Annotated in this window: 23 protein-coding genes; 6 read left to right on the top strand and 17 right to left on the bottom strand. The window is 43.3% G+C overall.

What is annotated here, in order from left to right:
• Positions 1-365 precede the first annotated feature (365 nt).
• The 5 genes from AC58QM_RS25750 to AC58QM_RS25770 all read right to left on the bottom strand — a co-directional run bounded on the left by AC58QM_RS25750 (position 366) and on the right by AC58QM_RS25770 (position 5,174).
• A complete protein-coding gene (locus tag AC58QM_RS25750; RefSeq protein WP_497287686.1) occupies positions 366-911 on the bottom strand; it encodes a hypothetical protein in 546 nt (181 codons plus the stop codon).
• Between the two features lie 54 nt (positions 912-965).
• Positions 966-2,210, bottom strand: a complete 1,245-nt coding sequence (locus AC58QM_RS25755) for a TerD family protein (protein ID WP_497287687.1) — start codon at positions 2,208-2,210, stop codon at positions 966-968.
• A 77-nt stretch (positions 2,211-2,287) separates the two neighbouring features.
• Positions 2,288-2,863 (bottom strand): TerD family protein, encoded by a 576-nt coding sequence (locus AC58QM_RS25760; RefSeq protein ID WP_310502445.1) that lies wholly within the window; start codon positions 2,861-2,863, stop codon positions 2,288-2,290.
• Positions 2,864-3,009: 146 nt separating this feature from the next.
• On the bottom strand, positions 3,010-3,897 hold the full coding sequence (gene speE / locus AC58QM_RS25765) for a polyamine aminopropyltransferase (RefSeq protein ID WP_497287688.1): 888 nt from the start codon (positions 3,895-3,897) through the stop codon (positions 3,010-3,012).
• On the bottom strand, positions 3,894-5,174 hold the full coding sequence (locus AC58QM_RS25770) for an S-adenosylmethionine decarboxylase related protein (protein WP_497287689.1): 1,281 nt from the start codon (positions 5,172-5,174) through the stop codon (positions 3,894-3,896). The genes speE and AC58QM_RS25770 overlap by 4 nt, the downstream gene beginning before the upstream one ends.
• 266 nt (positions 5,175-5,440) lie before the next feature.
• On the opposite strand from AC58QM_RS25770, the gene AC58QM_RS25775 reads away from it, so the two are divergent.
• The gene (locus AC58QM_RS25775) at positions 5,441-5,842 is read left to right on the top strand and encodes a CHRD domain-containing protein (protein ID WP_497287739.1); all 402 of its coding nucleotides are present in this window, start codon (positions 5,441-5,443) and stop codon (positions 5,840-5,842) included.
• A gap of 76 nt (positions 5,843-5,918) precedes the next feature.
• Here AC58QM_RS25775 and AC58QM_RS25780 read toward each other — a convergent pair whose 3' ends face one another.
• Positions 5,919-6,935 carry an ABC transporter substrate-binding protein gene (locus AC58QM_RS25780; RefSeq protein WP_497287690.1) on the bottom strand — a complete coding sequence of 339 codons (1,017 nt, stop codon included), beginning with the start codon at positions 6,933-6,935 and terminating at the stop codon, positions 5,919-5,921.
• A 118-nt stretch (positions 6,936-7,053) separates the two neighbouring features.
• Entirely contained in the window at positions 7,054-7,866 is an 813-nt protein-coding gene (locus tag AC58QM_RS25785) for a helix-turn-helix transcriptional regulator (RefSeq protein ID WP_497287691.1), read from the bottom strand.
• Between the two features lie 186 nt (positions 7,867-8,052).
• Here AC58QM_RS25785 and AC58QM_RS25790 point away from each other — a divergent pair, with 186 nt between their 5' ends.
• Positions 8,053-8,811 (top strand): stalk domain-containing protein, encoded by a 759-nt coding sequence (locus AC58QM_RS25790; protein WP_497287692.1) that lies wholly within the window; start codon positions 8,053-8,055, stop codon positions 8,809-8,811.
• Between the two features lie 67 nt (positions 8,812-8,878).
• Positions 8,879-10,363 carry a hypothetical protein gene (locus tag AC58QM_RS25795; protein WP_497287693.1) on the top strand — a complete coding sequence of 495 codons (1,485 nt, stop codon included), beginning with the start codon at positions 8,879-8,881 and terminating at the stop codon, positions 10,361-10,363.
• A 115-nt stretch (positions 10,364-10,478) separates the two neighbouring features.
• Here the strand turns inward: AC58QM_RS25795 and AC58QM_RS25800 are convergent, their stop codons facing one another.
• The 10 genes from AC58QM_RS25800 to AC58QM_RS25845 form a co-directional block, all read right to left on the bottom strand.
• On the bottom strand, positions 10,479-12,509 hold the full coding sequence (locus AC58QM_RS25800; protein WP_497287694.1) for an S-layer homology domain-containing protein: 2,031 nt from the start codon (positions 12,507-12,509) through the stop codon (positions 10,479-10,481).
• Between the two features lie 286 nt (positions 12,510-12,795).
• Positions 12,796-14,148: a hypothetical protein gene (locus tag AC58QM_RS25805; RefSeq protein ID WP_497287695.1), complete on the bottom strand. Its 1,353-nt coding sequence runs from the start codon at positions 14,146-14,148 to the stop codon at positions 12,796-12,798.
• 46 nt (positions 14,149-14,194) lie between these two features.
• Positions 14,195-16,417 carry an AraC family transcriptional regulator gene (locus AC58QM_RS25810; protein WP_497287696.1) on the bottom strand — a complete coding sequence of 741 codons (2,223 nt, stop codon included), beginning with the start codon at positions 16,415-16,417 and terminating at the stop codon, positions 14,195-14,197.
• Positions 16,418-16,438: 21 nt separating this feature from the next.
• A complete protein-coding gene (locus tag AC58QM_RS25815; protein WP_497287697.1) occupies positions 16,439-17,965 on the bottom strand; it encodes an ABC transporter substrate-binding protein in 1,527 nt (508 codons plus the stop codon).
• A 48-nt stretch (positions 17,966-18,013) separates the two neighbouring features.
• Positions 18,014-18,916: a carbohydrate ABC transporter permease gene (locus AC58QM_RS25820; RefSeq protein ID WP_497287698.1), complete on the bottom strand. Its 903-nt coding sequence runs from the start codon at positions 18,914-18,916 to the stop codon at positions 18,014-18,016.
• An 11-nt stretch (positions 18,917-18,927) separates the two neighbouring features.
• Complete coding sequence (locus AC58QM_RS25825) at positions 18,928-19,860, bottom strand: ABC transporter permease (protein ID WP_497287699.1); 933 nt, start codon at positions 19,858-19,860, stop codon at positions 18,928-18,930.
• A 247-nt stretch (positions 19,861-20,107) separates the two neighbouring features.
• Positions 20,108-20,644, bottom strand: coding sequence for a nucleotidyltransferase domain-containing protein (locus tag AC58QM_RS25830; RefSeq protein WP_497287700.1), 537 nt, complete (start codon positions 20,642-20,644; stop codon positions 20,108-20,110).
• A 68-nt stretch (positions 20,645-20,712) separates the two neighbouring features.
• Positions 20,713-21,207: an NUDIX hydrolase gene (locus tag AC58QM_RS25835; protein WP_497287701.1), complete on the bottom strand. Its 495-nt coding sequence runs from the start codon at positions 21,205-21,207 to the stop codon at positions 20,713-20,715.
• 342 nt (positions 21,208-21,549) lie between these two features.
• Positions 21,550-22,083 carry a DUF2199 domain-containing protein gene (locus tag AC58QM_RS25840; RefSeq protein ID WP_497287702.1) on the bottom strand — a complete coding sequence of 178 codons (534 nt, stop codon included), beginning with the start codon at positions 22,081-22,083 and terminating at the stop codon, positions 21,550-21,552.
• Between the two features lie 24 nt (positions 22,084-22,107).
• Entirely contained in the window at positions 22,108-22,413 is a 306-nt protein-coding gene (locus AC58QM_RS25845; RefSeq protein WP_497287703.1) for a DUF962 domain-containing protein, read from the bottom strand.
• Between the two features lie 213 nt (positions 22,414-22,626).
• Between AC58QM_RS25845 and AC58QM_RS25850 the strand changes: the two genes are divergently transcribed.
• From AC58QM_RS25850 to hxlB, 3 genes are all read left to right on the top strand, one after another.
• A complete protein-coding gene (locus AC58QM_RS25850; protein WP_497287704.1) occupies positions 22,627-23,022 on the top strand; it encodes a winged helix-turn-helix transcriptional regulator in 396 nt (131 codons plus the stop codon).
• A gap of 179 nt (positions 23,023-23,201) precedes the next feature.
• On the top strand, positions 23,202-23,834 hold the full coding sequence (hxlA, locus tag AC58QM_RS25855; protein WP_310502409.1) for a 3-hexulose-6-phosphate synthase: 633 nt from the start codon (positions 23,202-23,204) through the stop codon (positions 23,832-23,834).
• A 5-nt stretch (positions 23,835-23,839) separates the two neighbouring features.
• A complete protein-coding gene (hxlB, locus tag AC58QM_RS25860; RefSeq protein WP_497287705.1) occupies positions 23,840-24,391 on the top strand; it encodes a 6-phospho-3-hexuloisomerase in 552 nt (183 codons plus the stop codon).
• Positions 24,392-24,483: the final 92 nt, after the last annotated feature.

Genomic DNA, 24,483 nt, shown 5'->3' on the forward strand with positions numbered 1-24,483 from the left:
CTCGATACTTCCTCGTCGTGCAAGGTTTTACATAACTTACGAATCACCTTTTTGCCATCGGTCAGAACCGCTCCCTCATTCCCTCCCCGCCAGACAAGAATCGATGACCATGCCCCATACAGCTCATACTTGCTGGTAAGTTGGCCTCTGTACTAACTGTAGAACCTGACAGATTGCACCGTCTATTAGACATTTTTATAAAATGAAACGCATAGGCAGAAAGCCATTTGACAGGGATATGACATTTTTGACTAAACTTCTCTTTTCTTGATTGGTTATGTTAAAAAGTAATAAAAACCACAAAAAATAGACCTCCTTGGCCGATTTCAGGCAAGTAAGATCTATTTCCCAGTAACATCTATGAATTACACGGTTTTCGTAAGCTCCGTCATCTTAGCCTGCGCTTCCTTCAAAATACGCACCAGAGATTGCACCTTATCAAACTCATGATCCCCTGGACCATAGTTGTCCATAAACATTTTTTTCAACAAATCTGCGTAAAAAGTAACCCGTTGCTCCAGCGCATCATGCTCGATCTGAATAATTTCCTCAATGGAATGATTGCCTATGAATTCTTCTGTCTCATCTACAGGATCTTGCCATCGGCCGCCCCTGCGCTCCGCAGGATTAGATGCTTCTGGCTCTCTCGTTGGATCCAATTCAATCGATGTTCGTAAACTAGATAAAGCAATATTTTCTTTTGCCAACATGATTTGAAAATATTTATTTTTGAATAAATCAATGATGACGAGTTTGCATAACTCTCGATTCTGAAGGAGCATGCCATCAAAGGGATGGATGGTCCAGTAACCATTTTTTAGAAAAAGATTTAATTTGAACATTTCGCTGCCATAGACATATTCGATGTTAATATTTGATTCGGACATGATCTCAAAAGAGAACTCTAACATAGACGAAACCTCCCGGAACGATAGCCATTTCCTTTTCCTAGCCATTCTATAGGTCTATTTGCTGCCGACAACCCATCTTAAACCCCAATTATATGCTTTATCCATTTCGGGGTGTCCCTTAAAATGCCGTACGATTCGCTCAATACTCAACGTTTCATCGTTCACATTTTGAATCAAAGCAATTGCACACATCGGGAGATCGTTCTCGTGCTCATCGAGTTTAACAATGATGTCTGGCCCGCCATTTTGTTTAACCGTTACAATGCCATCGGCCTCAGACCATCTCGAGACACCCTCATAGATGAAGGTAAAAATGAGTATCCGTTTGAAATGAGCCAGCTTAGTGCCATTAATTCGAATGTTCTCTCCGGTTTTAACAGAACCTGTGCGATCATCTCCATCAAGAGCTATAAAGGGTTCCCGCGTAAGTGATCCAAATGTATTCCCCAGCGCCTGAATTAACCCTTTACTACCATCCTTCAGTTCATAGAGGCAGGCCAAATCAAGATCGATCCCGTTTGGTGAATCTATCCAGAAGGCAATGTCTTCTTTTGGCTTTTGATTCCAGTTTAGGTTGATTAAGATTTCCCCCAGATTTCCCGATTTCTTCTCGAGGTTGATTTTATCTCCCTTTTTCGTTAACTCGATTTTCGAAAGTTTAATCGGTGGTAGCTTAGCCAACTCCGGCTCCAGCTCCAGCTCCTCCTTATGACTCTGCTTCGGTTCCGGTTCTGGCCGTGCGCTCTGCTGATCCTTATTTACAACGACACCATAGCTCTGACAAAGCGCTTTCAGGCCTCCAGCATAACCAGCACCGATGGCGCCAAACTTCCACTCACCGTTGTATCTATATAATTCTCCTATAACAATCGCTGATTCTATGGAGAAATGGTTGCCCAAGTCATAACGAAGTAGGTCTTGCCCTGTTGCTTGATTCACGAAACGGATATAGACATTGCGAACCTGGCTAAAGTTCTGACGCCTCGCCTCGCTTTCATAGATCGTAAGCGTAAACGCAATCTTATCTACAGCTGTTTGTACACGTTTCAGATCGATCTGCAGTTCCCTTTCATTAGCCTTCTTCTCGATGTATGTCATGAAGCTATTGCTCGGGTTTCCGTAAAAGATAAGATCCTCGTCACCACGAACTTTATTGTTCTGCGCAAGTAAAAAGGCCGACGTATCGAGCTCGATTTGATTGGGAGTCTCCCAACCGATGAAGACAGCCAAGTTAGTAAGTGTTGTATGTACTTTCGTTACATCCACCTTTTGTCCTTTGATCACAGCAACAACGCTCATGTTGACTTCACCCTTCTTCTAAACATATATAAACAGAAGGGTGGCAACCAGAAGGCAACCACCCTGTACAAGCGAACCTAGCTCAAGCCATAGTTCGTTACTAGCGCAGCCAAACCACCTGCGAAGCCACTACCAACTGCCTGGAATTTCCAATCTGCCCCATAACGATAAAACTCACAGAAGACAACCGCTGTTTCGATGGAAAAGTCTTCTCCCAAATCATAGCGAAGAATCTCATTCTTGTTCGCATCATTGACTACTCTTACGAAAGCATGACTGACTTGTCCAAAGTTTTGGCCGCGTTGCTGTCCATCATGAATCGTAACCGTAATCCCAATTCGACTGATCGCTTGTGGAACTTTGGCGAAATCGATCATAATTTTCTCATCATCGCCATCGCCTTCCCCCGTACGATTGTCTCCTGTATGAACAACGGCACCATCATAGGCTTTCAGGTTATTATAGAACACAAAATCACCAGCTGATTTTGCTTTACCATCTTCATGAAGAAGAAACGCAGAGGCATCGAGATCGAAATCTCCACCACCATTATATTTATTCGTATCCCAGCCAAGTCCTACAATGATTTTGGTTAGACCTGGGTTGGTTTTGGTTAGGTCAATGCGTTGACCCTTGGATAAATCAATCGACATGGTTATCTCACCTTTCAAATAGATCATAGACATGCATCATTGGGTTCTCTATCCAGTATATAGGTTTGGTTACATAAACCGCAATGATTCGACGCCTAAAATCCCCTAAAGTGGAACATGTCTAAGCCGAATTGACTAATCAGCAGTCACTTCTTCCCATGCAAGATATTTTTTATATAGCTAGGCAATACAAAGGAAGCTTTGAACGTTTCAGGATCGATATACTTCGTATCCTGCCACTGCAAATGACTCAAATCTGCCTCCAGAGGATCCCATTTCTTTGAGGCAATTACAAAGCTCCATATTCCCCCAGGAAACGTAGGAATAGTACATAAATAGGGATGTACTATTGGGAACAGCTTGCTCAGACTGTGAACTGTATTCCTAAAGATACTCTGGTTGTAATAGGGAGAACCTGATTGAAAGACAACGATGCCATCATCTGTCAAACTATTGTATACGTATTGATAAAATTGTTGCTTGTATAGACTGGTTGCTGGTCCATAGGGATCAGACCTATCTACAAGAAGTACATCTAAATTCTTTTTCTGTTCTTGAATCCACTTATACCCGTCCCTATATATCATGCGGATACACCCTTCACGCTCATGGCTGCCTTCTTTGGTCATCCATGCCCGGCATACGTCAACAACTCTTTGATCAATTTCCACTACGTCGATCTGCCCCACACTTTCATATTTCAGCGCTTCACGGGAAGGGCCACAATCGCCCCCGCCGATCATTGCCACTCTTTTAGGTTCGTTATGAGTGGTCATTGCAATGTGCGTAATCATTTCGTTATAAATGAAGCCGTCTTTGGTTGTAACCTGAGGGGTTCCATCGAGAACTAACATACGGCCGAAACCTTTCGTATCAACGATACTTATTTCCTGAAAAGGTGATTGTTCGTAATAGAGCAGCGCTTCGACTTTATAGCCGACCTCCATATCAAGTTCCGGTATATCGTCCCATAGCCACAGTTCCTCATTTGTTTCTTTGTAATAGCCAGTCAAAGAACTCTTTCTGTTCGTCACACGTTTGCCCCCCCATTTGAGCATTGTGAAACTCTATCTAGTAACAACCCATCGGACCCGTTATTTTCGCCTGTAACGAAGTCTTTCATGTAATACGAAAGGTATTTACCATATCCACTGTCTGTTTGAGACAACAGTTCGTCAACAAAATAAATACCTTTAGGAATTTCATCAAGCAACAGCGTGGATATAGCCCCATAGATACCGCATGCTACCTGGAAATAGGTGGCGTTCGTCTTGAATTCGGCAAATACGCTTTGATTACTCATGACGTTGTACATAAATCGTTCCTTATCTTTATACACGAGCAGCACACCTACCAAATCTTCCCCTTCCAGCTCGGCTTCTGCAGGGTCTAACACCTTATGATTCCAATTCCAAAGCTCGTCAGCATTGCTGAGATTGGCACAAAGTAATTCCGTTGTAACATCATTCACCCGATATATAAAGCCTGTCTCCATGTCGTATGCTTTTCCCAACGTAATAACCTCTTCATGTGGCATCAAGCATCCATAAAACTGTTTGTTCCCTAGAGACACCTTAAACGCCAGTTCATACACATCGTTATAAAGAAATACAGGCATATTTCGCTTCATAAACATAGGATAATTCAATATGGCTTCATCCAAGAAGCATTCGGGAGACCATGTGGTATAAATCGTTCTTTTCTGAACTATCGACTGATCGACATAAAATGAATTATCATGCTCGATGATATAGCATCCAAGCGGCATTTCGCCGGGTGCTTGCTTCATCACTTCCAAAGCCATCCACTGCACGACGCCTGGATTCATACCAGATCCGATAATCGCTTTCATATTCGTGAAGCGTCCTCTATTTTCTTGAAAAATACGGTATCGTTCCAATAATGTAAATCCTTCAAGCTCTTCGTTTTCGTCCACCCACGTATTCTCTAAAGCTGAATTAATATACGGAATGCCCAATTCATCGCAGCATTGGAGCATCTCAACGGTATCTGCCCAAGAGATATCGATGACAAGCGTTGTCTTCGTACGGGTTAAATGCTGTCGAAACATTTTCAGATTACTCAAATCAAACTGATGTAACGTAATTGCATGGCTTAAATGAGGGAGCATTGATTCGTAATAGGCCACGTCCTTTTGCTTCAAATCGATTAAATGAATGTTACACTGACTGATAAAATGATAGATAGGGTCATTAACATCTTGAACCGACTTGTCTAATATGGCAAAAACGGATTTAGCTACTCCTCCAGCACTTCCAAGAATACTTATAATAACCTTCTGGTTGTTCACATCTACTCATCTCCTATTTACTAAAAATACAATCTAGTAATAATTTTCATATACAACTCCCTTCCTTCTTTTCTTTTGTCTATCATTGATAGAATATGTAGATTAATTATCATTTGACAGAGTCAGCTATCTTGTAAGGGTAGTGATTCTGACACGGAATTTATATGTCAATCATATTTCCTTTTCCTATCGGGCTATTAAACAAACCATTCCTACTAGAATTGAATACATATAGTAGGAATACTAGTGAAGGAGAGTGGTGGCTTATCAAAACATTCCGAGCAATCTTAAGAGGTCGAAATGAGGTTCCCCCAGTACGAACTATTGCCAGTGGAAACGCCTTATTACAGCTGAACAACAGAGGGAACCAACTCAGTTTTATTCTTGTTGTACGAAACATTTCTCGCGTGACACAAGGGCATATTCACCTTGGACGAGCAGGTCAGAATGGTCCCGTTGTTGCCTTTCTGTTTGGTCCATCTAAATTTGGTATTTCTGTAAGACGAGGAGTCGTTCGAGGCATCTTGACGAGTGCAGATTTAGTCGGCCAACTTAGAGGAAGATCCCTCCAGGATTTGGTGCGCGAATTCGAAAACGGCAATGCCTACATGAATGTCCACACCATTCAAAATCCTGATGGGGAAATTCGAGGCCAAGTCACTCGTTAAGGACTCACTCCACCCACGTACAAAAGAAGAAGCACCTCAATGGGTGCTTCTTCTTTTTGCATTATGGTGTCACGTACTACTTTTTAAGCGCACTCACAATGGCATTAACGCCGTACAATCTGCTGATCGGACCAAAACCATAGGCAATTGAGCCATCCATTTTGTACACATGATTTGCTTTCACGGCTTTAAGTGATTTCCAAACGTCCGTTTTCTCCCATTCATCCGCTAGAGCAGGTAGGGATTTATCCGTGTAGTTAAAGTATCCTAGGAAAATATAATCTGGATTGATTTTAGTTAAACCTTCAAGGCTAAGCTCTGCGCCTTCTCCATTCGCTTGCTCCGGCGGCTTCAGACCTAGCGGCTCGTAGTAATGACCGGCATATTTGGTGCCTTGCAGCCACATATTTTTCTCTCTGACCTGAGCGTAGGCAACCGTTCCTTCTACACCTTTCAGCTGATCCTTCGCTTGCGCGAACACCGTTGTGAACTTCTCTATTGCTTGCTTCGCAATATCTTCTTGTCCAAGCATTTCACCAAACTTTGTCATCACACCTGGCCAGTCATTCCAAACATCCATCTTCGTTTCATCAAGGAACACTGTCGGCGCAATTTTCGACAATTGATCTGCCACTTTTTTGTTCGTCTCTGTACCCGCGATGATAAGATCAGGAGCATATTGCAATAACTTTTCCAAGTTGACTTCCGTATTCTCACCAACAATCGTAATTTCTTTATATTTGCTCGTATAAGGCTTGTACAACTCACTGCCCATTTGCGATTGCTTTTCCGTAAAAGGAAGTGCAACAGCAATTGACGGAACTTCAAAACTCAGGAAATCCTCCGTCAATCCCCAATGAACCAGCGCGACCTTCTCTGGTTTTTTCGCGATCGTCACTTGTTTCCCGTCGCCACTGACGATCGTTCTTGGAAAGCTTGCCTTAGCCGTCGATGCGCTAGTTGTAGGCGTCGCAGACGGGCTGCTGCTGCTCTCACTGCTGGACTTGGAGCTGCTGGAGCATGCGGTTAGTAAAAGGAATGCCACCATTACACACGCTGTTAGAAGGGGCATGTAACTTTTTTTCATCATCATAATCTTCCTCTCGTGAACGCCAAATGAGTGATAACGATTATCATTATCGGTTTAATATTACCACTCTGTCCCGCTCACGCAAATAGAGATTTTCCCGATAGCGGGATGGATTTATTCCTTATTCGCTCCCTTTCAGCGAGGTTGGCGACCTACCATAATGCTTCTTGAACAGTCTACTGAAATAATAAGCATCCGGGTACCCTACACTTCGGGCAATGTCCCTCACGGCAAATGGCGTGGTCATCAGTAGCTCATAGGCTACCTTCATCCGATATTGAATCAAATAATGGATGGGGCCTATCCCTGTATACTTTTGAAATAGGTGCGAAAAATACTTCGCCTTCATCCCATGCTGCTCCGCCAAGCTTTCCAACGTGATCGGCTCCGTATAGTGCTGGCGGATATGCTCGATCGTCTGCTCCATCATTGAATGACTTTCGCTATTTTGCAAGTATCGCTCGTATGTCAACGTCTTATTCACTAATTGGTAAAATAATGTCTTCTTCTCAAGCAGCTCAATGTGCCCCAGCTCCGTAGAATAACGCCGTAGTTGCTTCATCAACTGCAGTAGCATCGCGTCCAACTCGATATGAAGCAGATGAACCTCACTTATGAGCAAAGACTTTACCGAATTAGGAGCCTCCGGCAAAAAATGAACCAGGAAATATTCGAACTCAGCCGAATGCACCGTAATCTCAAAATGGCGGTTGTACCCGCCAATAATAGCCTTGCCTGGACTCATCGGGTAACTTGCCCCGTCATATATGAAATCAGCTTCGCCTTTCAACGCAATAAGAACACCGCTTTTGGTCGTTGGCTGTGCCTTGTGGCCCTGATACATACCATTCTGTAGGTTGGTTTGAAATACACCGAATATATCGATGGGCATCTGCAGAAAAAAAGCGGCTAACGCATCATATGAATTTCCCACACAGATCACCCCTATCTTGGATTGAACAGTATTTACTTATTGTAATCTAGAAATAGGGTCGGCTCAATGGAAGAGGGATTATTTCCAAGGAGTAGTACACCTTCATCCCCATATTATTGTTGTAAAATATATATTACAAATGTATAATACAAATTGTTTGTATTCCATATTTTAGGAGGTAACAAGATGCAGAGATCATTCAGAGGTACGATTACCCGCTGTATTATCTGCGCCACAGTTCTACTCGCAGCTTTACCAACAGCCGCTTTTGCTCAATCTGGCATCTCCGTTGTCGTTAACGGCCAGACGGTCAACTCAACAGCAGGCTACTTATCTGATGCCGGACAATCCATGATCGAGGTAGACGCTTATGTTCGAGCGATCGCTGGAACCTACACTTTTGATGAGGCAGCTAGTTCGATCACCATTAACGACAAAAAAGTAGCAGTCACCGTAAAAAACGGCGTCAAATTCGCTTCTGTCCGCTCACTGGCTGATGCAACGGGTGCAGGTCATGTAGATTGGAATGCCTCCTCGCAGAGCGTATTGATTTCCTATGATCACAAGCTCGTACTATTCGGCGATACCGTTTATTCTGAAGGCGGCTGTATTCCGCAAAATCGATTCACTGTAGGTGACTCCATCATCTTCCGGATGACGGCACAGAACCCAATTACAGGGCAAATCGAAAAGAATGCCAAGCTGCAGGTACATCTGGCGACAGGTGATACCATTGACATGGTACTGAGTACACATCCTCCAGGAGTTCCGAACGCTCCTGAGTTTTGGACAGCTAAATATACCGTTTCCGATAAAACGCCGAAAGGCATCTTGAACTATTCCGTCACTGCGGTGACAGATACGGCCAAAGGCGAGTTTCGTCCATTTAACGTCCCGCCTTCATTAATTACAATCGTGGCGCCTACCACAGCCGCAGGTAAATAATTTCAAACTGGGAACAGCCCGTGCAGGTTGTTCCCGATTTTTATAGGAAAAGGGGAATTCGGAAGGTATGACCCAACAAAAGTTTATAAAGAAAACACTTGTAGCAGCTTTAGGTTTGCTAATCGCTGGCTCCTCCTTGCTGCCTGCGGTTTACGCAGCTGAGGAAGTCGAACAAGCAACTCTCACATTAGACAAACTAAGAACAACTATCAGCGAAAAGGTGACCTTTCATGCGGAAGGCCTTGATCCCGATACGGAAGTCAAGCTGGTATGGACCTCCATGGAGGGCAGCTATTTACTCAAAGGCATATATTCCTTCATAAAACCAAACTATGAGCTCAAAGAAAGCGTCCTACTAACCGGATCCTCAGATCATAATGGCGTGTGGGAAGGTACATTTGCGGTGCCGGCAGGTTTTGGCGGTGACCATACCGTTTATGTGCGCGAAGAAGATCACAACGAAGCGCAAACTAACTTGTACGTAGGTCCAACGTTCCGTATGTCACCAGAATCTGGACCCATCGGTACAGAGATTACCATTGAAGCTGAAGGGATCGGCTGGGCCGACTTGGAAAGCACTTGGCAGCTGACGTACGACAACCACATGACAGGCATGATTTCCGCCATCTCCACGAACGGCTCAGCCGTCGCCAAAATTCGTGCTGCTGGCCCTGTTGGCAAGCATTCGTTAACAATCTGGCATGGCTATCTCGGGATGCCGTATATTAATCATGAGCAAGCTCCGAACTCCTATTTGCCTGTTCCGCATTTCACATTTGACGTAACGGACGAGAAGCCGGCCATTCATAATTATGTTGAACCGGTTCCAAAATCTGCTGCAGGCGGCGGCGTTCAAATGCCTGAACTCATTAATAAGGACGACGTCAAGGTTTCCTTGAGTCACAACGACGGCATCGTGAATGACAAAGTCACGCTAACCGCTAGCGGCTTGCCGGCGGGCAAAGAAGTCCAAATCGACTGGAACACGATGGTGGGTAGTCGTGTGACGGCTGCAGGATTTTCTGAGAGTGCCAAAAAGTTAACTGTGCTGACCTCTGATGAACAAGGAAAACTTACCTATGATTTCCGCATTCCAGTCGATTTAGGAGGCGTGCCTCATCGGATTGACGTTAAGATTGGCGACGATATTTATGGGCAGGCCTACTATACCATCCACCCCTCCATTGTTAGCATGACGCCCACTTCCGGACCTGCCGGCACCGCGGTTACTGTAGAGATTCAGGGCGTGGGCTGGACGGAATATGACAATGCTTTTTATTTGACCTATGATAACAGCTACATCGGCTATATGTGTGGCTTTAACTCGCAAGGGCACGTCAAGTTCACGATCAATGTAACCGGCGAACCGGGCTATCACATCATGGATCTCTATCCGGGTATTTATCGCGGACAGAAACAAAATCCGAACATTTATGTAACGCCACAGCTCACCTACGACCAAGATCATCCAGGTTCAGCGATTCCAGCGATCCGATTAGGCTTTGAGATTACGGCTCCCGATAAAGAACATAAGGATGAAGTTAAGAAGTAGCAGCAATGCACTATAGTTCTAGATCAAAAGAAAGAAGCACCTTCGATGGGTGCTTCTTTCTTGTATATGGTGGCGTATTTTATGTGCCCCTTGAATTCGAAGCTCAAGATGCCTTTTAAATGTCAATGCTTACTGCTGTTAATGCTGGATTTGAGAAAGCAATTACGTATTGTCCAGGGAACTCTTCGTTGGATACATTATCTATCCTAATTACAGTGAAATGATAATGATTTCTCAGGTAATCAGCCACGAGATTAATCGTTGTATCATCTGCTCCCGTTACGGTGACCCCACCTGGACTATTGAGATACCAAGGAAATCCACCTGCTGCAATATGAAAGCCGAGATCTTGGGTTACAGCCCAATTTTGCAATCCGAAATAAAACACGGTCAGTGATTGTTCATTATTCTTAAGATTGATGTAATCTATTTCATTCATTTCCGGTGGAATTTCGCCAGCTGCAACAGTCGTTCGGTCAAGCACGATTTGACCAGTAACCGGATCAATGGGTACTGGAGTTGTTGCAGACCATTCTATATTTCCAATATATCCATTGTACACGAACGCCACAACATCATTCATATATTGAACATGAATAGAATGTCTTACAACGCCCTCATTTTGTGTTAACGATTCATTGACATAGGCAAACCAAGTTCCACTAAAATCAGTTGCTCCACAATATTTGTTTACTATGGTGGCATTGTTTTTTATCCACGTCGTTTCTTCACTATACGGACTTTTCCAATCATTTGGTATAACTAACAATGACTCTACTTCTGCTTTTGTCATTCCTACTTTAACCTGATCATAATTGGCAAGTGTGCCTAAATGGGATGGTGTTACGGGGAAAAAGCCATAGTTTAATACTACTCCACCATCAACATAATACAGCCCTGCTGTTGAAACCCCATCAGCTGATTTATAGATTTGTGTATAATTCGTTCCCAGTATTGGAAATAAATTTCCTGTTGTATCTGTTTCACCATCCGTTCCAAAGATAGCTGCTACTTGCTCTCTGGACATCCCATTTTGAATCAGGCTGAATGTGTCCTCTGTGACAGCTGGAGTTGGTGTTGGTGTAATTACCACGTTTGCCAATGTAGTCACTGTCAATGGTGCGCTAGCTGAAGATACGTTACCTGCCGCATCATTCGCTTTTACTGTATATACATAGCTAGTATTCGCAGTTAATCCATCTACCGTATAACCAATGGTTGCACCAGATTCAGTTCCTGTTACAGTCACAACCTTTACGTCATCTTGATAAACATCATAGCCAGTTATGCCTACATTGTCAGTCGATCTCGTCCAACTCAATGTCACGCCTGTTTGGGTGATGTCTGACGATGCAACGTTTGTTGGTGCTGTTGGCGCTGCGGTATCGCTTGGCGGTAGATATCCACCGCCGCCGCCACCACCAGTTGATGCAGGAGGAGGAGTTAGTGCTGGTGTTTCCTTAGGTACAGGAGCTGGTGTTACCGTAGGTATTGGAGCTGTTGTTTCGGGCTTATTGTCTTCTTTGACTTGCTCTACACTCTCAATGAAGTTTGAACCCATTTGTGCAGCCTGTTCACGCGTTGCGGTACCCTGCGGATTGAATGAACCATCTTCATTACCTGTAATTAGTTTATATTTGAAGGCAAGTGCAACATATTTCTTAGCCCAATCAGAAACACTTGCTGCGTCAGGGATTGTAAGCTCTGCTGAATCTTCGATTTCACCTTGTTTTTGTAAAGCTTTCACCATGACTACTGCTGATTGTTCGCGTGTCAGCGTCGCGTTTGGTGCAAACATGCTATCACTTATTCCATCTATGATACCGAATTTTTTAGCTGCTTCAATGTACGGAACTGCCCAACCTTCAACGTCCGTAAAGCTTGATACAGCTTTGTTATCTATTGGTAGGTTTAAGGATTTCACCATAATTACGATGAATTGCGCGCGAGTCAACGTTCCTTTAGGATTGAAATGCTCAGCATCCATCCCCGTTAAGATCCCTTCTTTTTGAAGTTGATTGATTGCGTCTTTGGCGAATGAACCACTAATATCCGAGAATGGATTCGATGAGGTCTCTGCCATTGCTGGCATTGCCATAGTTAGTATCAGTGCACCCGATACGATAGTTGGTATAAGCTTTTTCATGTTGTTGTATTTCCTCCAAGGTGTTAAATCGTATGTAAGGTTTTTAATAAAACTCTCAAAGTAAATGGCATGAATGTAAATAGTTCCTGTTGATACTTTATTTAGCAGTACACAATATAACATGGAATCACATACCAAGTATTCAGTTAAAAATTTCCTGTTCATATCTGGTATCCTTTGTCTACAATCCATCTACATGTCCACCCTTACACAGAAAAAACCCGCTCAGTGAGCGGGTTCATTCTATGGTGATGAGATGTATATTGGTCTACACATTACGTTGGCATTAACCTACGCGTTTGCGAAGCCTAACCGTAACTTGCTTCTTTGGTCCAGTCAGTTGAAGACGGAACATGGCAACTTGATTTTCAATCATTTTGGCTGAAATCACATCAACACTTGCTTCAATCTCATAACCTTCTAAATTGTCCCAGTAAGCAAGTCCGAACGGCATCGGCGGCCAAGGCCCGATCTCATAGACCAGTTCGATTGCTTCTTCTGTCTTCACGTAATGCGTTACATACACAGGTGGCACAGGCTCCGAGAACTCTTCCTGCATGTTCCATTTCCCCACATAATTTCGCATCATCCGCGGCTTGTTCTCGCCTTTTAGAAAGGCCATTTGGCAGTCTTTATCATAATAAAATAGCGTATCCGGCCAAGGTCCCTGCCCGACTCCTCCAAGCGTCATTGTATATTCGTTGATCTCCGGCTTAACCGGCGAATCACTCGTCAACATGTAGGCTGGTGCCGTTTCTTCTTGCGTGTCGTGATACATACGAACAGCTTCTGGCAGCGTTGCTAGTGTAACTGGGAATTCGCGCACGTACTGAAAGAACAACTCCTGCATGGCATCGCACGCTTCGACATGTGAGAACGGATATACCGCGAACGCCTCACTAACTTCCATCTCATGCGCCTCCTGATGCTGGAGGAAAAAGACGCGGTCATTCACATCCGTTCCCCGCAAATAATTATCAAACAGGTGTTTCCAGTAGTCGATATTCTCACCTGTACATAGACCAGCTCTCAGCACATCATTAGGATCTGTAGAATACACACATGGGCTTGTCGTGTGATAAGACAAGTTCAAATCGCGCGCGGTCCATTCACATGCCACAATTTGGCCGCGACCTTGATGAGGGATTTTGTATCGATCACGGTCAACGTACCAGAATCCCCAGGGCACGCCTTGGTTCGTAATCCCGTCCCACCACACCTGCTCCCAGCAGTAGCCCCACAAACCTTGGAAACCTGCATCCTCGAGCACACTAATAACATCGCTGTCTACAACACCAGAGCCGGCGATTTTGGTCGTTGCCCAGGGAAATGCTTGCTGGAGGCACTGCCACTCCGTATCTAGTAGCTCTCTCAACTTCTCCTTAGATTTGCGTGCATCCCGATAATAGTTCGGGCACTTCAGGATCACATCATCACCATATTGCTCATGCCAGGCTCGAATACGGTCACCGAGTAATGGAATTGAGCCGCTGTTTACAATCCAAGTGACAGGTATGCCATACTTATGCGCCGTTCGGGCCGTCCTGTCAACCCCTTCATCTGGGCTGCCGTGGCCCCAATCCGTATCATAATGCGAAGCCATACTCACGTACGTATAAATGAGGTTTTGTGGTTTCATATATATTCCTTTCTTCTACTGAGGCTCAATGCCTGCGAAAAATTGGTTATTGAGCCGCGTTTCGAGTTCGCAGTCGATATTCATTAGGCGTTATACCCTGATATTTTTTAAATACCTTGCCAAAATAGCTGTTGCTTGCAAAGCCGGTCTCTTCCGCAATGACGACGATCAGTTTATCCGTTTCGCGCAAAAGCTCTTGCGCCTTTTCCATACGATACTCATTGATAAAATCAGTCAACGTCTTCGAGGTGTATTTCTTGATCAACCTGCCCAAATATACAGGAGACATATTTAACGCTTCAGCGATCGTGTCGAGGCTTAAGTCCTCTCGCATATATTGTGCTGCGATCATTTGGGTAATAATGCGAATCAGTTCATCGTATTTGGCGTTCTTCTTCTCCCCGAGCTTATCTTCAATATGGTCAAACAAAGATGCAAATGCGGCCTTCATATCTGTAAGCCGTTCCTGCTCAGATAAATGAGCGAATAGATCATGAAACGGGATATCAAATTCATAGCCAGATGCTTTCTCGAGCGTATCGACGACCATATGAATAGCAAAAAACAATCGGAACACCGTGAGATGAAAGCTCTTATAGGAGTAGCCCTCCATCGTCTCCAGAATCGTCATACAGATGCTGCGAACATCCTCCATATGACCCAGCATTAATGCGTCTGTGAGCTGTTCCTCTTTATGCAGTGGATACCGAAGTTGACGGACATCAAGCTCCTTCGCCTCTGCAAAATCGATGACAGAGCCCCATCCGGCAAACAATCGGTATTGCGAAGCTGCCAATGTCTCCATATACAAATCCCTGACACCAGCGATACGAGCAGTTAGCGGAGCTGATAATACAATCGTCACACTAAATTTGAGATGCGTGGAGATATTATGCTGAATCTCACGGACAACACCAGCTAGATTACCCGCTCCTTTACCTTGCAAAATAAGCACGATATGATCATCTCCAGCATCGACAGCCTCGCATGCATCATAATGCGATAGCAGCTCTGATGCTATGTTCATCATTGCAAAACGAAACAAACTGCGATCCTTGAAGCTGTACTGTGAAGTAAATGCTTTGAAACCATCAATACGAAACAGCAATAGCCGAATCGGCTCTGTGCCGTTTAACGTGATTCTTAAATTCGCATAAAGCGGTGCGCTCTCGTTCAGCGACTGAGGCTGCTCGGAGTTCAGCCATTTGCGTAAAAACTCTTGTTTTATCGTATGAGAGCTCTCATTGATTGCCTTATGTTGTTGCACAAGCAGCTTTGACATATCCGCTATTGGACGGTTTAAAATTCGCGAGGATGTATAGGACAATGTGAACCCTATGATTAATAGAAAGATTGAAATCGCAATTGTGCGTTTCTTCATCGCATCGACTTCATGTACGGCATCGCTATAAGGTGTATACCTCACAAACTTCCATCCGAGTGAATTCGACGAATTAAAGGTTACGAGTGATTTCACACCATCGACATCTCCAATGAAATGATCCGATGATTCCTGGGATTGCAGAATGCGCTGCGCGAACGCTTGACGCGAAACATCGCTTAGAATTTGATCATGGTACACGCTGCTCACGAGCACGCCATTATTGTCCATGATAATAATACTGCCGTTTTTCTTTTTATCCATGGACGTAATGGCCTTCTTCATCCACGAATCGGAAATGTTCAGGACGATCGCGTAGCTGCTGCCTGGCCCTAGACGCTCGAAGTAAATAAATGTGTACACATTATGATCCATGTTGGCAAAATCCGTCGTATGCGGGATAACGCGCGTGTAGGGTTTCAAGTTGTTTGCTGGATCAAAATTTTTGAGCAGCTGAGTAATGCCAGAATCACTGAAAAATGATCCCGGTAGCAGTCCAGTCGTATTCGTGTAAAACATATCCAGCTTCTCATTATATAAATAGACAGAATGTAAGAAGGGCATGGAAGCAATGAGACTAATTCGGTCCGAAACGGTTTTCATTTCTACAGCATCAAGCTGATTTTGATAAAAGATTTTAGGGATTTCTTTATCTAATAGCACCTGTGAGATGGCCATTTTGGCATTTTCCAACATCGCGTCAGCTGTTGTGCTGATTTGTGAAAGAGATTCCTCCGCATAATCATAGGTACGTTTTTCTTCGATTCCGACGAATTGCACGTAGAGGATGTAGGATACCGCAAGAATGACAACGGAAATCAAGGTAGACAGAAAAAGCAAAAGTCTAGAAAAGTATCGACTCCCTTGTAAACGCTTGCGGATATCCATGTATAGCCTCCCTGGAAGGTCCTATTTTTTCTTCGTAGCCTTCCACTCGTTATATTGCTTATTCATTTCTTGCATAACCTTATCAATTCCTGCCGCCTTTAACTTCTCTTTGAACTTCGGTACGAACTCTTCCGGATTTACAGAGCCTGTTTCGAGGATCGGACGGAACTCCGTCTCCACGTTTTTGATCGCTGCGACTTCCGTTTTCAATTGTGCGCTGTCGAAGTTAAATCCTAAGTTAGGAACAGCTTCCGACTCTGCATTAAACTTTTTGAATTGCTCCCAAATATCGTCTGGCTCACCTGGCATTAAATAGGTTAGGTATTGATTTCCATATGCCCAAGTTGTATTTGGGTTGTAGCCGGATTTCTTGCCGCCTTCTGTGCTAGGTGCAAAATCTATACGTTTGTCACCTGTTTTCACATAGTGCTTGCCTTCGATTCCGCGACCAATTAGATTAATCAGCTTCTCATCCGTATACATCATGTTATAGAACATGAGCACGCGATCCGGATTTTTAGAATTCGTCGGAATACCCATCATGGAACCAACGAGGTCATTCGTTGTTGTAATCGGCTTGCCAAAATTATGATACACGAATGGCACGCCTAATTGATTAGACACTTGCACATCAACATACGGCTTTAATTGGCCAAAGCTGAACATTGATTTTGCCTTATCGTCATTCGTTGCTTTCAATACCGGAGCATCCTTACGGAGATAGCCAGCTTGATAGTATTTATATAACGTTTTGAGTGTTTGCATGTAAGGCGCTTCATCTAGTTCCAATGTGTAAGCGGTTCCTTCTTTGTTCAAAACGAGCGATTGCACAGGCGAAGCATTCCACAAATAACGTGTGTTCACGTTTGGAATTTTGGAAGCTCCTGCGGCAAATAACGGCGTAATTCCCGGCTCATTGTCTTTAATTTGCTTCAAATAGGGCTCCATATCTTCCAAGCTATTGATTTTATTCAGATCAATCTTGTATTTGTCGACGAGGGCTTTATTGGCCGTGAAACCGAGCCAGGAACCCTTCTCTTTGTAAGCGGCAAGCGTATACACCTTACCGTTGATCGTGCTCGCTTCAAGGAATCCTTCGGAGAGCAGCTTTTTCGCATCCGGCGCAAGCTTATCCAGCTTATCAGTCAGATCTACCAAGCCGCCTTTACCTACCAAGGAGCTGTAGTTCATATTTCCATTTGAAGTGAACATCATATCGACCTTTTCCCCAGTGGCAAGAAGTGCTGTCATTTTCGTATCATAATCGGCAAAAGGAATGATGTGCATTTTCAGTGTTGCATTAATTTTGGGTTGAATAATTTTGTTGACCTCGGCTTCGACAAGCTCGTTGTCCGGTTGTGGACCTGTTCCGATGATGTACCAATCAATCACGTATGGCGATAACTCTTGCTTAGCCGGCGTAGTGGCCACTGTGCTAGTACTTGATGAACTCACAGGTGTTGTTGTGTTGGTGCTGCTACAGCCAGCTACAGTCACTGCAAGTGCCACGCTTAGTAACCCGAACCAAGTGCGATTTCGTTGTACCAATGAAAACCCTCCTCATTTATCGTTTATATGCCAACCAGTTTCCTGGGTTTAGCCTTTGACAGCGCCAATCGTAAGCCCTTTTACAAAGTATTTCTGAAAAAATGGATATGCCAGCACGATTGGCCCGATGCCAATTACCGCCAGCGCCATCCGCAGTGTCAGTGAAGGCGGTGCTACTTGCATCACGGTACCAAAATGCTCACCGCTTGCGCTAGACAAGTAGTTCGCCATGCTCTGCGCTTTGTACATGAGGTACTGCATATTAAGCAGCTTATCATCGGTAATAAGCATGAGCGGTAGCCACCAGTCGTTCCAATATACAATGGCATTGAATAGCCCAATTGTGGCCAGACCCGGTAGAGACAGTCTTAGGACGATAGAGAAAAAGGTCCGAAACTCCCCTGCCCCGTCAATTTTCGCTGACTCAAGTACGGCATCTGGAATCGTTGTCTGGAAATAAGTACGCATGATCATGACGTACCAGCCATTAAACAGATGCGGGATGATCAGTGCCCAAATATTATTTTTCAAATGCAAAATTTGCGTCGTTACCATGTACCAAGACACTAATCCGCCTTGAAATAACAGTGTAAATACAACGAGAAACGTAAACAGCTTGCGGTAAGCAAAGTCACGCCGAGCTAAGGGATAGGAGAATAAAGCAATAATCAGCAGGCTTAGCGCAGTACCGATAAGTGTCGTAAAGATCGTTACGCCATAGGCGTTCATAATCATACGATTTTCCTGCCATAAATAACGGTAAGCATCCAGCGATAACTTAGCAGGTATGAATCGATAGCCATCGGCAACGATGCTCTGTTCATTAGATATGGAGACAGCGACGACGAGTAGCAGAGGGATGATGCAAGTAAGACTCATAGCAATAAATACAAGATGAATGACCGCATTCGTGGAGGGCGAAATGGCATTCATGTTGCTTTCGGCTTTCATAGTAATTCCTCCTAGAAAATCGCTTTCTCTTTATCGATTCTGCGCACGATCCAGTTCGAGAGGAGCACTAGCACAAAGCCAACAAATGATTGAAACGTGCTCGCTGCCGAAGACATGCTGATATCGCCGCTGTTCATTAAAGCGCGATATACGTAAGTATCGATCACATTCGTGGTGTTGAAAATTGCGCCGGAATTTAACGGCACCTGGTAGAACAGACCAAAATCCGCGAAAAACATTCGTCCGATCGCCAGCAGTACCATTAAGATGATGACAGGGGATATCGACGGAATCGTAATGTAACGGACCTGCTGCCACTTCGATGCACCGTCTAGTGAAGCTGCTTCATAATAGTCATGGTCGATCCCGATAATAGCTGCCAAGTACACAATGCAGTTATAGCCGGCATACTTCCAAATGTTCACGAACACCAAAATGAACGGCCACAGATTGGCTTCACTGTACCAAGCGACAGGGGCAATGCCTAGTGGTTTTAAAATGGAATTGTTAATGATACCCATATCCACGCTAAGAAAACCGTAAAACAAGTAACTCACCGCTATCCACGATAAAAAATAAGGCAGTAACAGTGTAGTTTGATACAATTTGGCCAGCTTTCGGTTCCTCAATTCGTTAAAAGCAATTGCCATGAGTACCGCGATACCCGTCCCTAAGATGATAAACGCCAAATTATACAGAATCGTGTTCCGTGTAATAATGAACGCATCTGGCGTTTGGATGAAAAATGAGAAATTCTTCAAACCCACCCAAGGACTATTAGCAAAATTCTTTAGTAAGCTTCCGCCGGAATAACTGAAATCCTTAAATGCAATCAAGATGCCGCCGATCGGTAAGTAATGGAATGCCAGCAATAACAACAATCCCGGCAGTGTCATTATGAGCAATGGTACGTTTCGGAGCAGAACTCTTCCCCGTCTCCCCACATCGTCTCCTCCTTTTGTCGTGTTGGTCCCTTTGGGTTGACCTCAGATTACCATCGCTTCAGGAGCAGTGTAAATCGGAAATTGGCGTAGAAAACCACACTTAAGCGAAGGTTGCTTGTAGTAAAAACGATACTTTTTATGAATTTCTATACTTTGGACGGGGGAACTGCCTAGTCACGCCAGCGTAAAAACAAAAGACACCCGACTGGGTGTCTAGAACACGAATATGCAGTCCAATCTTTTCGACTTAATTTAACTCTGCTATTATTCGATGCAATGTCTTTTTGCTTTCTAAATCCTTTTGTCTAGGCTTCCTACCAATTCGCTCGTAAACCTCTTTTTCTTCCAAAAGTTGTCTTGGACTTAAGACAAGTGCCGTTATATTGTTCAACATAAAACTTTGTTGTGACAAGGAATCCGACCGCCATACCCAATCGGGTAAACCACTCATAATAAGATTTCCATCCATGGTACTGGTTATATAGCCAAAAGTAATGTCTACGTCATCCTTACGGAAATCGGACTGCCTACCTCTAAACTCCTCTTTCACAGGTGTCTTTTCAAAACCAGCTTCTGCAAGAGCCTGTTCTAACTTCTCTCGGTTCTGTATCCATGTAATTACGTCTATATCGTCATGTGGTCGAGTGACCTCGCCAAGTAAAAAATCGATTGCCCATCCGCCACGCAACCAGAACTTGCAATCGATTAATGTACATATTGCACTGATTTCGTTTAACACCTTTAATTGTATCTCTGTTTTAGTTCCGAACTGTGGATTTATCATATAAGTCCCCTTGCACAAAAACTAATTGCTTTCTTGCATATTTCTACCTGTTCAATCAGGTCCATGTTTTATACAGTTTTTCTATGATACATATTGAAAATAGGGGTCGTATACATATCCCATTTATTTATGTCGTTGGCTGAAACCCAAGCTATCTCAATAATATCTTCATTCGCTTCATTCTCCGAATCCAGAAACATTTCTCCGCCATTAATCTTAGCTAGATAAGTGTACTTATCGTCCGTACAGTCCAAGAGTTGCTCAATAACAACATCATATCCTGTTTCTTCTTTCACTTCTCTTATACATGCTTGTTCGGCTGTTTCCCCTTCCTCAATACCGCCACCAGGGAAATTCCATACGATATCTCCACGTTCGACGTACTGTTGAACCATAAGAACTTTATCATCCTGAATAATCAACGCTTGTGAAATCATTTCTATCCTTCCCTTCATATAAAATTGCTCTTTCATTAAAAAATGGTTTTTGCGATACGTTACAGGACGCTTCTTCATTAAAAGAAAAAGCTGCGCAAAATATGCAGCAGCTATGTCTGAATTCAAATCAAACTTACTCTTTTATTCAATGTGACTCCTTCTGTTTTTCCTAAGCGTGAAAATCATTAGAATAAGACCAACTAGATAAAATCCTATTTTTAAATATACGTTCAATAGATTACTAATCGTAATCAATATAAATAATATTAGGATTAGACCAACATTCTCTCGTGTATGTCTTTTATCACTTTTGCTAATGAAAGTACGATATACAACTAAAGCATATATGAATATAAGCCATATTAATGTAAAAATCTTAAAGGAAGTATCCATTTCGGGTTTTGCTCCCCCTTTTGGTATTCTCGTTTTATCTGTCCTGAATCTTGACAAATGAAATCCATGTTTTATTTAACCATTCATATGAAGTATACCCTCGGCTATTTCTTGAATTCTTCTCATTGTAATACCATTTCTTTGTTCAACTGAAAGTGGATGGGCTGTTGGTTCAAGTTCAATTGAAGGTCTAATACCTACCTTGCGAGTATGTACCATCGTTTTTAAATTAATTGTCTGTTCTGAATAACATGGGATTGAAGTTGATAACCACCCAAACATTGGTTCTAACTCCTTCTCTCTCCCCTTTTTTGTCCAATATGATGCTACCTTTTCAAAATTACTCTTGCTTAGTGAAACCCAAACATCCCATACGAAAGTCGTCTTTTTATTGATTATAGGGATTTCAATATTACCACGTATAAAATAGTCCTTGTCATCTATTACACATAAGTCTGAATCAAGATTAAACCTAGCATCTCTCTCTTCTGGTTCTGATTGAAACCAATAATATGGAGCATTACTACCATAACTCATTAGAAGTTCATCATGCTTTTCACCACAGCACGAACAAATATAGCCATTGCTTTTCTTTTTAAAAAAGTTCATGAAGAGATCCTTCCCCTGACTGGATTAAGGTAATACCTTCCTACCTGTAAACAGTTCAAAACTCCGCAAAAAGAACCATGTAAACCCTGCATAAAAACCTAATAATGGCCGCTTGAAGGAAGCAGGTTTATTCTTTTCAAAGTAAAAATGCCCAATCCATGAAAGTATATAATGGAATACCCCTAGACCAAGTGTAACTTTTAAATCAATAAATAAAAAAATCCAAGCAAGAAAGGCACATAAAAAAGCAAAATAATGAAGTATTTGATTGCATTTATTTTGATGTGCTTTTTGATACTGTATCAAATCACTTCTAAGCCTATCACGCATTGATGTTAACCCCATTCAGATGTAATAAAATCATTTCTTTGATCTAACCACTTACAGCTACCTGACGCTATAGCCTTATTATATCATCAATTTACAAATTCAGGATATTGACAGAGCTCTTCTCTGAAATACTCGACATCTTCTTTCATAGACATGTGCCCTATAATCCTGTAATCTATTGTGACACTATAGGAATGTGGAGGTGCTTAAGCTTTGGCGAAAGATATCCGTTCAAGAATTGAAATTGATCAAATTAACTGTGAGAAAGAACTCACTCTCGCGTTAATCGGAGGCAAGTGGAAACTTATTATCCTCTGGCATCTGGGCATCGACGGTACTAAGAGATTTAGTGAGCTTCAGAGGCTCATTCCCCATATCACGCAAAAGATTTTAACCAACCAGCTCCGCGAGCTGGAAGAAGACCAGCTTGTCGAGCGAACCGTGTATCCGGTTGTCCCGCCAAAGGTTGAATATAAGCTTACTCCATATGGAGAAAGCCTCGTCCCGATTCTTAAGCTGATGTACAACTGGGGAAAAAATTATGGCGAAGAAGTGCTCGGTAGAACCTCTAATTCTGAGCTAATACCACTTCAAACTACTGAAAAATAAACGAGCATTATATCTATTACAAACCGGCAGACTCCGCATGGAGTCTGCTTTTTTGCGCTTTACAGTATCCTACAGGATACAGACTTACTTGAAAGTGCGTACTTCCATAAATTTCGGTATCGTCCTACTATGAACTCATCCCTAAAATAATAATTCATCTAAAGGAGACATTTCATTATATGGAACTTCAACTGGCACTCGACTTGGTCAACATCCCTGAGGCAAAACAACTTATAAAAGAGGTAGCGCCTTATATCGATATCGTGGAAATTGGAACTCCTGTTGTGATCAACGAAGGGCTTCGCGCCGTTAAAGAAATTAAAGCGGAATTCCCATCGCTTAAAGTACTCGCCGATCTCAAAATCATGGACGCCGGCGGTTATGAGGTGATGAAAGCTTCCGAAGCAGGAGCTGATATCATTACCGTGCTTGGTGTATCCGACGATTCCACGATTAAAGGTGCTGTGGAAGAAGCTCGGAAACAAAACAAAAAAATTATGGTTGATATGATTAATGTGAAAGATATTGCCGCACGTGCAGTAGAAATCGACAACCTTGGCGTTGACTATATCTGTGTACATTCCGGCTACGACCATCAAGCAGAGGGTAAAAACTCTTTTCAGGACTTGGCAACAATTAAGCGTGTCGTAAAACAGGCAAAAACAGCAATCGCTGGCGGCATTAAACTTCAGACACTGCCTGAAGTCATTCGCGCACAGCCTGATCTGGTTATCGTAGGCGGCGGTATTACCGGCGTTGAAGACAAACCAGCAGTTGCAGCTCAAATGCAGCAACTGATCAGACAGGGATAATGGAAATGAGTACGTTGCAATCTGTATCCTCTATTCTTCAAGAACTGGAGCGCACGCTTCAAGGTATTCAACCGAATGAGATTGATGAGCTTGCTCAGCAGATTTTAACAGCTGAAACGATCTTTGTAGTAGGAGCAGGACGCTCTGGGCTGATGATGCGCGCATTCGCGATGAGACTTATGCATATGGGACTCCGTGTTTATGTGGTAGGCGAGACCATAACACCAGGTATTACCCAAGGTGACCTGCTTCTGGTTGGGTCAGGGTCCGGCGAGACCAAAAGCTTGACGGCAATGGCATCCAAAGCCCAAAACACAGGCGCCTCGGTTGCTGCCATTACAATTGTACCAGAATCAACCTTAGGTAAATTATCTTCTACGGTCGTACGCATTCCCGCTTCTATCAAAGAAAGCACATCGGGCAGCTCCAGGCAGCCTATGGGAAGCTTATTCGAACAAGCCCTCCTGCTGCTGCTGGATACGGTCGTACTAAGCCTTATGGAGATAAAAGAACTTCAAGGTGCCACTATGTTTAAGAATCATGCCAATCTGGAATAAGGGCAACAAGAAAACTCGGTATCCTTCCATGTGCAAAAAGAAGAAAAACCCATCGTCATGGATATCATGACGTGGGTTTCTCGACAATCTGC

This window comes from Paenibacillus sp. J22P165, assembly GCF_059692015.1.

Coding starts and splice junctions, on each gene's coding strand:
- AC58QM_RS25780 (WP_497287690.1), bottom strand. CDS start 6,935: ATGATGATGAAAAAAAGTTACATGCCCCTTCTAACAGCGTGTGTAATG.
- AC58QM_RS25760 (WP_310502445.1), bottom strand. CDS start 2,863: ATGTCGATTGATTTATCCAAGGGTCAACGCATTGACCTAACCAAAACC.
- AC58QM_RS25790 (WP_497287692.1), top strand. CDS start 8,053: ATGCAGAGATCATTCAGAGGTACGATTACCCGCTGTATTATCTGCGCC.
- AC58QM_RS25810 (WP_497287696.1), bottom strand. CDS start 16,417: ATGGATATCCGCAAGCGTTTACAAGGGAGTCGATACTTTTCTAGACTT.
- AC58QM_RS25820 (WP_497287698.1), bottom strand. CDS start 18,916: ATGAAAGCCGAAAGCAACATGAATGCCATTTCGCCCTCCACGAATGCG.
- AC58QM_RS25845 (WP_497287703.1), bottom strand. CDS start 22,413: ATGCGTGATAGGCTTAGAAGTGATTTGATACAGTATCAAAAAGCACAT.
- AC58QM_RS25830 (WP_497287700.1), bottom strand. CDS start 20,644: ATGATAAATCCACAGTTCGGAACTAAAACAGAGATACAATTAAAGGTG.
- AC58QM_RS25805 (WP_497287695.1), bottom strand. CDS start 14,148: ATGAAACCACAAAACCTCATTTATACGTACGTGAGTATGGCTTCGCAT.
- AC58QM_RS25800 (WP_497287694.1), bottom strand. CDS start 12,509: ATGAAAAAGCTTATACCAACTATCGTATCGGGTGCACTGATACTAACT.
- AC58QM_RS25750 (WP_497287686.1), bottom strand. CDS start 911: ATGTTAGAGTTCTCTTTTGAGATCATGTCCGAATCAAATATTAACATC.
- AC58QM_RS25755 (WP_497287687.1), bottom strand. CDS start 2,210: ATGAGCGTTGTTGCTGTGATCAAAGGACAAAAGGTGGATGTAACGAAA.
- AC58QM_RS25840 (WP_497287702.1), bottom strand. CDS start 22,083: ATGAACTTTTTTAAAAAGAAAAGCAATGGCTATATTTGTTCGTGCTGT.
- AC58QM_RS25795 (WP_497287693.1), top strand. CDS start 8,879: ATGACCCAACAAAAGTTTATAAAGAAAACACTTGTAGCAGCTTTAGGT.
- hxlB (WP_497287705.1), top strand. CDS start 23,840: ATGAGTACGTTGCAATCTGTATCCTCTATTCTTCAAGAACTGGAGCGC.
- hxlA (WP_310502409.1), top strand. CDS start 23,202: ATGGAACTTCAACTGGCACTCGACTTGGTCAACATCCCTGAGGCAAAA.